Genomic DNA, 8,597 nt, shown 5'->3' on the forward strand with positions numbered 1-8,597 from the left:
GGAAGAAGGCCTCTGCGTCGATGGGGCCGCGTTCGGCTGTGTCGAGCATGGCGGGCGGTACAGTGAGCGACATGGTTCCTGCGCATCAGCTAACGATTACCGTTGTCATTAACGGCGTCGACGGAGCAGACCATGTCATAGGAGAGACGTCAACGAACCACGGGCGCGCCGCGCGAAGAAGCCGCGCGAAGAAGCCGCGCGAAGAAGCCGCGCGAAGAAGCCGCGCGAAGAAGCCGCGCGAAGAAGCCGCGCGAAGAAGCCGCGCAGATAGCCGCGCAGAGAAGCCGTGAAGAGAAGCCGTGAAGAGAAGCCGCGCCCGGAAGGAGGTCAGGGCCGGCGGGGGTGGCCCTTGAGGTGCCGGCCCAGCTCGCGGGCGATCTCCCGGTTGGCGTCGCGCTCGGCCAGCGTCTGCCGCTTGTCGTAGGAGCGCTTGCCCTTGGCCAGGGCCAACTCGACCTTGGCGTAGCCGTTCTCGAAGTACATCGACAGCGGGACCATGGTCACCCCACCCTCGCGGACCTTGTCCAGGATCCGGTCGATCTCGGCCCGGTGCAGCAGCAGCTTGCGGTTGCGGCGGGGAGCGTGGTTGGTCCAGGTGCCGTAGGTGTACTCGGCGATGTGCAGGCCGTACAGCACGATCTCACCGTCGCGTTCGTGCGCGAATGCGTCCACCAGCGAGGCCCGCCCCTCACGCAGCGACTTGACCTCGGTGCCGACCAGCACGATCCCCGCCTCGTACGTGCGCAGCACGGTGTACTCGTGCCGGGCCTTCTTGTTCGAGGCGATCAACCGGCGTTCGGGCTGCTTGGACGGGCTCACCCCGAGACGATATCCGGCCGCTGCCTCAACGGGTCGTCCGGCGTTCGGGGTGCAGCCGCCCGGTCAGCTCGCGTACCGCCTCGGCGAACTCGTCCTGCGACTCACACGGCCAGTGCCCCAGGATCGGTGGGGGAACGCTGTCGCTGGGCGCCGGCACCACATCCTGCGGGTCGACCAGCCGGCGATCCACCATCGCCGCCGGCCCGGCCAGGGTTTCGGCCTCCCCGGGCCGGTGGGAGGCGAAGATCCAACCGCCGATCGGGTCGGTGTCGCGCCACAGGTTGATCCAGCGCCAGCCGACCCGCTCGCCGATCTCGCGCAGCGCCGGGTCGTCGGCGTAGGCCGGGAACAGCCGCGAGTACAACCGGCCCAGTGGGGACCCGTAGGTCAGCAGGGCGACCCGGTCGGTGATCCGGGTGGGCAGTTGCAGCACCGTTGCGGCAAGCAGCACCGAGCCGTGGCTGTGCCCGGCCAGCAGCACGCCGTGTCCCTGTTCCACCAGGTAGGAGATCCGCTTGGCCAGCTCCGGCACGGCGCGCTCGGCATAGCAGGGCGGTGCGAACGGGTGTGCCGCCCGGGGCCAGAACGTGCCCAGATCCCAGAGCACACCCACGTAGCGGCGGAACCCGGCCGTGCGGTAGGCGAAAAGGCCCCCGACCACCAGGCCGAGCAGGATCGCGGCGATCGCGTAGCTGCCCGACCCGATCAGAAAGTTGACCATGCTCTCGGGCACTCCGACGTAGCGCTGCGCCAGCTCTCCCGGCAGGAGCTGGAGCAGGCCGAGCGCGCTGGTGGACAGGCCGAGCGCCGCCAGGCCGGCGTACACCACGGAGAGCGGTTCCAGCCGCTCGGTGAACCGGGCCCGGGCTATCGCCTGCTCGACCCGGCGCAGCCGGTCCGCCGCCGCCGGGGGCGCGTGCGGGAAGTCGGCGGCCACGATCGCCTGGGCGGCCCGCCGCCGCCCCCGCCGGGTCAGCCTGGTGACCAGGGCGGCCATCAGCAGATTGGTCACCACGGCCAGGAAAAACCCGAAGATCGCCCACTTGTACGGCAGGGGAGGGCTGGTCTCCAGGCCGTCCGCGGTCGTCCCCTCGCGATCGAGCAGGTCCGCCACCCGGTAGACCAGCTCGGCGGAGAACGCCACGGCGAGTCCGGCCGCGATCGTGACGAAGACCGGCGCTCCCAGGGCGCGCAGCGGTGACCTGCGCTGCCCGCCGCCCCGCCGCCAGATCACCAGAGCGGCGAGGGCGGTCACCAGCATCATCTGGCTGACGAACAGCCAGGCCACCGTCGCGCCGTAACCCGGCAGCGCGCGGCTCTGCGGCCACGGGGCCGGGCTGATGACGATGTGCACGATCACCAGCATCGTCACGCCGCAGGCAATCGTGCGCAGCCCGCGGAAGAAGCCGTCCACCCGGGGATCGGGATCGGTCCGGTCGATGCTCGGCACCACGGTGAGCAGGACCAGACAGGCCAGCAGCACCGCCCCGGTGGCCACCAGCAGCGTCGCCATCACCCACGAGCGGTGCTGGCTGGCTCGTGCGACCAGCAGGCTCCCGCCGAGGGTGGCGAACGCCGCCGCGACGTGGACCGAGCGCAGCCGACCCACCAGTGGCTCACCGTCCCACTGGCCGACCGCGCTCAACCGGTGCTTCGAGGTCGGGGACGACGGGGTCCGGAAGGCGTCGAACGAGTGGCCCGGGCGGGCACCCAGCCACCAGACCAGCCCGATGGCGGCGACCGGCACCAACGCCAGCACGCCCAGGCGCAGCCCGGTCGGGCGTCCCCCGAGCCAGGACAACCAACTGCGGCCGGCCAGGCACGACGGGGTGCCCATGCAGCGCCAGGCGATCAGGTCCAGCGCCGCCCCGACGATGGAGAGCACGTAGAGCATGGTGAGGGTGAGGGCGAGCACCCGGCACAGCGCCATGAAGCCACGGTTCGAGACGGTGTTCGCCGGGCGCATCCAGAGCGCCACGTTGCAGAGCATGAACGGCAACAGGAACACCAGCGACAGCGTCCGCACGGCCGTGCCGGAGGGCAGGTCGCTCCAGCGGTACGCCTCCAGCGTCACCCCGTCGGTCCCCGTCGAGTCCGGGTAGCCGGGGCGCGGTCGGTAGAACCCTCCGCTGCGGTCACCGGCGACCTGGTGCACGTGCGGCCGGTCGAGCACCTGGTCCGCTCCGGCACCGGAGACGCCGTGCACCCGCAGCTCCACGATCCCGCCCGACGTCGTCGGTCCGGTCGGTGTCGCGTCCGCCATGGGCCCCCCGAGGTGTGCACGGCAACCGGGCGGGTCGCCGATGTACGGGCGCCCGTGCGGCTCCCCGGCTTACCCATCCCCGGGCCGGTCAACCGTGCGGTGGAACTCACGCAGTGGTGCGGTCGACCCGTACCAGGTGATTTCATGGCGCCATGGCGAACCCGGTGATCCTGACCGTCGACGACGACCCCGTGGTGTCCCGGGCGGTGGCCCGGGACGTCCGGCGCCGCTACGGCGACCGCTACCGGGTGCTGCGGGCCTCCTCCGGCCCCGAGGCGTTGGACGCGTTGCGGGAGGTGAAGCTGCGCGGCGAACAGGTGGCGCTGCTACTGGCCGACCACCGGATGCCGGAGATGACCGGGGTGGAGTTCCTGGAGGCGGCCATGGACATCTTCCCGGCCGCCCGCCGGGTGCTGCTCACCGCGTACGCGGACACCGACGCCGCGATCGAGGCCATCAACGTGGTCGACCTGGACCACTACCTGCTCAAGCCGTGGCATCCGCCGGAGGAGAAGCTGTACCCGGTGGTGGACGGGCTGCTGGAGGCGTGGGCGGTCACCCCGGACGCGGCCAGCGCCGAGATCCGGGTCGTCGGGCACCGCTGGTCGGCCCCGTCGTTCAAGGTCCGCGACTTCCTCGCCCGCAACCTGGTGCCGTACCGCTGGTTGTTGTCCGACGACCCGGAGGGCATTCGCCTGCTCGACGCGGCCGGTGCCACCGAGGCGGACGTACCGCTGGTGGTGACCCCCGAGGGCAAGGCGCTGATCGCCCCCAACGAGACCGACCTGGCCGCGCTGGCCGGGTTGACCGTGGTGCCGGCGTGCGACTTCTACGACCTGGTCGTGATCGGCGGTGGTCCGGCCGGCCTCGGCTCGGCGGTGTACGGCGCGTCCGAGGGGCTGCGCACCGTGCTCGTCGAACGGCGGGCCACCGGCGGTCAGGCCGGGCAGAGCAGCCGGATCGAGAACTACCTGGGCTTTCCGGACGGTGTCTCCGGCGCGCAGTTGACTGATCGGGCCCGGCGGCAGGCGGTGAAGTTCGGCGCCGAGCTGCTCAGTGCCCGGGAGGTGGTCGGTCTCAGCGAGGCCGGGGGCGCCCGGCTGCTGCGCTTCGGCGACGGCACCGAGATCGCGGCGCACACCGTGGTGCTGGCCACCGGCGTGTCGTACCGGGTGCTCGACGCCCCCGGGCTGGCCGACTTCACCGGCCGGGGGGTGTTCTACGGCGCCGCCGCCACCGAGGCGCCGAGCTGCGTCGAGCAGGAGGTCTACATCGTCGGCGGGGCCAACTCCGCCGGGCAGGCGGCGGTGCACTTCTCCCGGTACGCGTCGAAGGTGCACCTGCTGATCCGTGGCGCGGACCTGACCGCCTCGATGTCGCGTTACCTGATCGACCAGTTGGAACGGATCGATGCGATCACCGTGCACCCGCACACCGCCGTGGTCGGCGGGGCGGGGCAGGACCACCTGGAACGGCTCACCCTCTGCGACACCCGCACCGGGGAGTCCCGGTCGGTCGACACCTCCTGGTTGTTCATCTTCATCGGCGCGGAGCCGCGTACCGACTGGCTGGACGGGGTGCTGGTCCGCGACCCGCGCGGCTTCATCGTCACCGGCCCGGATCTGCTGGCCGGCGGACGACGACCGGCGGGCTGGTCGTTGTCGCGCGACCCGTACCACCTGGAGACCAGTGTGCCGGGGGTGTTCGCCGCCGGTGACGTGCGCGCCGAGTCGGTCAAGCGGGTCGCCTCGGCCGTCGGCGAGGGCGCGATGGCCGTCTCGCTCGTGCACCGCTACCTGGAGGCCCAGTGAGCGCGAGGAGTGAGCCGGTGTTGCGAGCCCCGCAGTCGCGAACGAAGGAGGCTCAGTGAGCGTGAGGAGTGAGCCGGTGTTGCGAGCCCCGCAGTCGCGAACGAAGGAGTCCCAGTGACCACGGAGTCTGATCGGCTGACGCCCGCGCAGCTGCGTACCCTGTTCCTGTTCGAGGCCCTCGACGACGGGCAGCTCGACTGGTTGGCCGAGCGCGGCCGGGTTGAGCAGCGCGCCGGGGGCACCCTCGTGTACGCCGAGGGTGAGCCCGCGACCTGCTTCTTCGTGCTGGTGCGCGGGGCGGTGGCGCTGAGTCGACAGGTGCGCGGCGACGACGTCGAGGTCAGCCGCACCGACCAGCGGGGCGTGTACGGCGGAGCCGTCCAGGCGTACCTGGGTGACCAGGTCGACCAGGTCTACCGCAACAGCCTGCGGGCGGTGACCGACGCGGACTTCTTCGTGTTGCCGGCGGAGGATTTCGCGCAGGCCCTGCGGTCCTGGTTCCCGATGCCGATGCACCTGTTGGAGGGGCTGTTCTTCGGTATGCGGGACTCCCAGACCATCGTCGGTGAACGGGAGAGGCTGCTGGCCCTCGGTTCGCTCTCGGCGGGTTTGACCCACGAGCTGAACAATCCGGCCGCGGCGGCGGTGCGGGCCACGTCGGTGCTGCGCGACCGGGTCGCCGGGATGCGGCACAAGCTCGCCATGATCGCCGACGGTCGGCTCGACGGCCGGGCCCTGCATGGTCTCGTCGCGTTGCAGGAGGAGGCGGTCGCCCGGGTCGCCACCGCTCCCAAGCTGACCCCGATGGCGACGGCCGACGCCGAGGACACCCTCACCGACTGGTTGGAGGAGCACGGCGTCGGCGGCGCCTGGGACCTGGCGCCGATCCTGGTCGGGGGCGGGCTGGACACGGCGTGGCTGACCGAGGTGAAGGCTGCGGTCGGGCCCGCCGACCTGGAGGCGGCGGTGCGGTGGCTCACCTACACGGTCGACACCGAGCTGTTGATGCGCGAGATCGGTGACGCGGTCACGCGGATCTCCGGCCTGGTGGGCGCAGCCAAGCAGTACTCGCAGCTGGACCGCGCGCCGCACCGGGTGGTGGACGTGCACGACCTGCTCGACGCCACGCTGGTGATGTTCAAGGGGAAGATCCCCGCCGAGGTCAAGCTGGTCCGCGAGTACGACCGCGGCCTCCCGCCGGTGCCGGCGTACGCGGCCGAGCTGAACCAGGTGTGGACCAACCTGATCGACAACGCGTTGGGCGCGATGGGTGAGAAGGGCGTGCTGACCGTCCGCACCGGACTCGCCGGTGACCTGCTGGCCGTGGAGATCACCGACACCGGTCCCGGCATCCCGCCCGAGGTACGGCCGCGGATCTTCGAGCCGTTCTTCACCACGAAGCCGGTCGGCTCGGGCACCGGGTTGGGGCTGGACATCTCGTACCGGATCGTGGTGCACAAGCACCACGGCGACATCCGGGTGGAGACCGAACCGGGGCGGACCACCTTCCGGGTGCTGCTGCCGATCACGGAGGGCCCAGCGGACGCGCCGGCCGACGCGCCGACTACCTAGAGACAGTGGAGGGTCGCGGGCAGTAGTCTCGGGCAGCTTGGTGATCCCCGCCCCGAGGAGGGCCCGTGGAGTCGATGGCCCGCCAGCGCACCGCTGCCGAGGACGACGACCAGCCGCGCGACCCACCGGCCGGCACGATGCTGCCGGAGCTGGAGGATCGTGACTGGTTGCACCACGCGCAGGAGTTCGCGCACACCAGCTTCTGGGCGGTGGCTCGCCGGCTGCCGCGGCTGGTCCGTGAGGCGGTCGGGCTGGCCTGGGCCACCAACCGGCGGGACACCGTCGCCTCCATCGGCCTGAACGTCGCCGCCGGTGTGATGACCACGTTCGGTCTGTTGGCCACGACCAGTGTGCTGCGCGAGTTGTTCGCCGCCGGTCCCACCCCGGACCGGGTGCGCGCGGCCCTGCCGGCGCTGGTCGTGGCGGCGGCGGCGGTGTCGGCGCGCGGGGGGCTGGCGATCGCGGCCGGCTGGGCGCAGGCCCGGCTGACCCCACAGATCAACTACCAGGTGGAGCTGCGGCTGTTCGAGGCCACCACCGCGGTGGAGTTGGCCGCGTTCGACGATGCCGGCTTCGCCGAGGAGATGGACCGGGCGCGGGACCGCGGGATGGGGGAGGCCGCGTACATCGTCGACCACATGGTCAACCTGGTCACCGGTGTGGTCGGCATGCTCGCCACCGCCGTCGCGGTGACGGTCATCCAACCGCTGTTGCTGCCCTGCCTGCTGCTCGCCGCGGTGCCCCAGGCGATCACCGCCGTGCGGATGGCCCGCCGTGAGTACCTGGCGAGGCTCGCCCGGATCACCCGGCAACGTCGGATGTGGATGCTGGCCCACCTGATGGCCAACCGGCACACCGCCGCCGAGGTCCGCGCCTACCAGATGCGCGAGTTCCTGCTGGCCGAGTATCGCGGCGTCATGGCCGTCGAGACCCGGGCCCAACTGCGGCTGGTCCGCGCTCAGACCGGCACGAGGGTGGCCGGCGCGACGGTGGCGGGCCTGGCCACCTTCGGGGTGTACGCGGTCCTCGGCGGCCTGCTGCTGAGCGGGATGGTCGCCCTCGCCGCCGCGGCCACCGCCCTGCTGGCCCTACAGTCCGCGCGGACCAGCCTCGGTGTCTCGGTCATCGCCACGAACTCGCTCTACGAGGACGCCCTCTACTACCAGGACTACCAGGACTTTCTGGCTCGTGCCCACGATCGGGTGCCGATCGGCGGCGACCGGGTGGCCGGCGCGGTCGACGTGATCGACGTGGACGAGGTGAGCCTGAGTTACCCGGACACCGACACCCCGGCGGTGGACCGGGTCAGCCTGACCGTCCGCCGGGGCGAGGTGATCGCGTTGGTCGGTGAGAACGGCTCCGGCAAGACCACCCTCGCCAAGCTGATCGCCGGGCTCTACCGGCCCACCGGTGGGGTGATCCGCTGGGACGGCGTCGACGCCGCCGAGTTGGACCCCCGCACCCTCGGCGCCCAGGTGGCCGTGATGACCCAGGAGTACTGGAAGTTCCCGTTCACCGCTGGGCAGAACATCCGCGTCGGGCGACACGACCGCCCGCCGGAGGGATCCGGGCCCAGCGTGCAGGACGCGGCCGGTGCCGCCGCCGCGCACGACATGATCGTCGGCCTGCCGCACAGCTACGACACCCTGCTCGACCGTGAGTTCAAGGACGGCCACGAGCTGTCCGGTGGGCAGTGGCAGCGACTGGTCGCCGCCCGGGGTCTCTACCGAGACGCCGCGCTGCTGATCTGCGACGAACCCTCGGCGGCCCTGGACGCCCGCGCCGAGCACGCCCTGTTCCAACACCTGCGCCGCAGCCCGGACCGGGCCGTCGTCCTGATCACCCATCGGCTGGCCAACGTCCGGCACGCCGACCGGATCTTCGTGATGGATCGAGGTCGACTTGTCCAGCAGGGCAGCCACGACGAGCTGATGGCGGCGGGTGGCCTCTACCGGGAGCTGTTCGAGCTACAGGCCAGCGGCTACCTGACCGGTGCCGACGATGCCCACCCCCACTGACGCTCCCAGCCCCGCTGACGCTCCCAGCCCCCGCTGACACCCCGTTGATCAAGAGGTTTGCGTCAGGAAACGGGCTTCAGGTGACCGAAACTTCTTGATCAACCGGTCGGTCGG

The 8,597-nt window shown here is 71.5% G+C and carries 6 protein-coding genes; 4 read left to right on the forward strand and 2 right to left on the reverse strand.

Features of this window, described 5'->3' with window-relative positions:
• The coding region (locus LADH09A_RS30265) for a hypothetical protein (RefSeq protein WP_238649082.1) at window positions 1-290 on the forward strand (290 nt) is incomplete at its 5' end.
• A gap of 37 nt (window positions 291-327) precedes the next feature.
• Here LADH09A_RS30265 and smpB read toward each other — a convergent pair.
• Entirely contained in the window at window positions 328-819 is a 492-nt protein-coding gene (smpB, locus tag LADH09A_RS30270) for an SsrA-binding protein SmpB (protein WP_088948483.1), read from the reverse strand.
• A gap of 25 nt (window positions 820-844) precedes the next feature.
• Entirely contained in the window at window positions 845-3,082 is a 2,238-nt protein-coding gene (locus LADH09A_RS30275; RefSeq protein ID WP_238649083.1) for a hypothetical protein, read from the reverse strand.
• Window positions 3,083-3,234: 152 nt separating this feature from the next.
• On the opposite strand from LADH09A_RS30275, the gene LADH09A_RS30280 reads away from it, so the two are divergent.
• The 3 genes from LADH09A_RS30280 (at window position 3,235) to LADH09A_RS30290 (ending at window position 8,483) form a co-directional block, all read left to right on the forward strand.
• On the forward strand, window positions 3,235-4,893 hold the full coding sequence (locus LADH09A_RS30280; protein ID WP_238649084.1) for an NAD(P)/FAD-dependent oxidoreductase: 1,659 nt from the start codon (window positions 3,235-3,237) through the stop codon (window positions 4,891-4,893).
• A 114-nt stretch (window positions 4,894-5,007) separates the two neighbouring features.
• On the forward strand, window positions 5,008-6,465 hold the full coding sequence (locus tag LADH09A_RS30285) for an ATP-binding protein (protein WP_238649085.1): 1,458 nt from the start codon (window positions 5,008-5,010) through the stop codon (window positions 6,463-6,465).
• A 74-nt stretch (window positions 6,466-6,539) separates the two neighbouring features.
• Entirely contained in the window at window positions 6,540-8,483 is a 1,944-nt protein-coding gene (locus tag LADH09A_RS30290) for an ABC transporter ATP-binding protein (RefSeq protein WP_238649086.1), read from the forward strand.
• Window positions 8,484-8,597: the final 114 nt, after the last annotated feature.

Source organism: Micromonospora cabrerizensis (assembly GCF_022230955.1).
GTDB lineage: Bacteria > Actinomycetota > Actinomycetes > Mycobacteriales > Micromonosporaceae > Micromonospora > Micromonospora cabrerizensis.

What these genes read in the sequence shown, in the direction of transcription:
- LADH09A_RS30275 (WP_238649083.1), bottom strand. Translation starts at nt 3,082, where the DNA reads ATGGCGGACGCGACACCGACCGGACCGACGACGTCGGGCGGGATCGTG.
- LADH09A_RS30280 (WP_238649084.1), top strand. Translation starts at nt 3,235, where the DNA reads ATGGCGAACCCGGTGATCCTGACCGTCGACGACGACCCCGTGGTGTCC.
- LADH09A_RS30290 (WP_238649086.1), top strand. Translation starts at nt 6,540, where the DNA reads ATGGCCCGCCAGCGCACCGCTGCCGAGGACGACGACCAGCCGCGCGAC.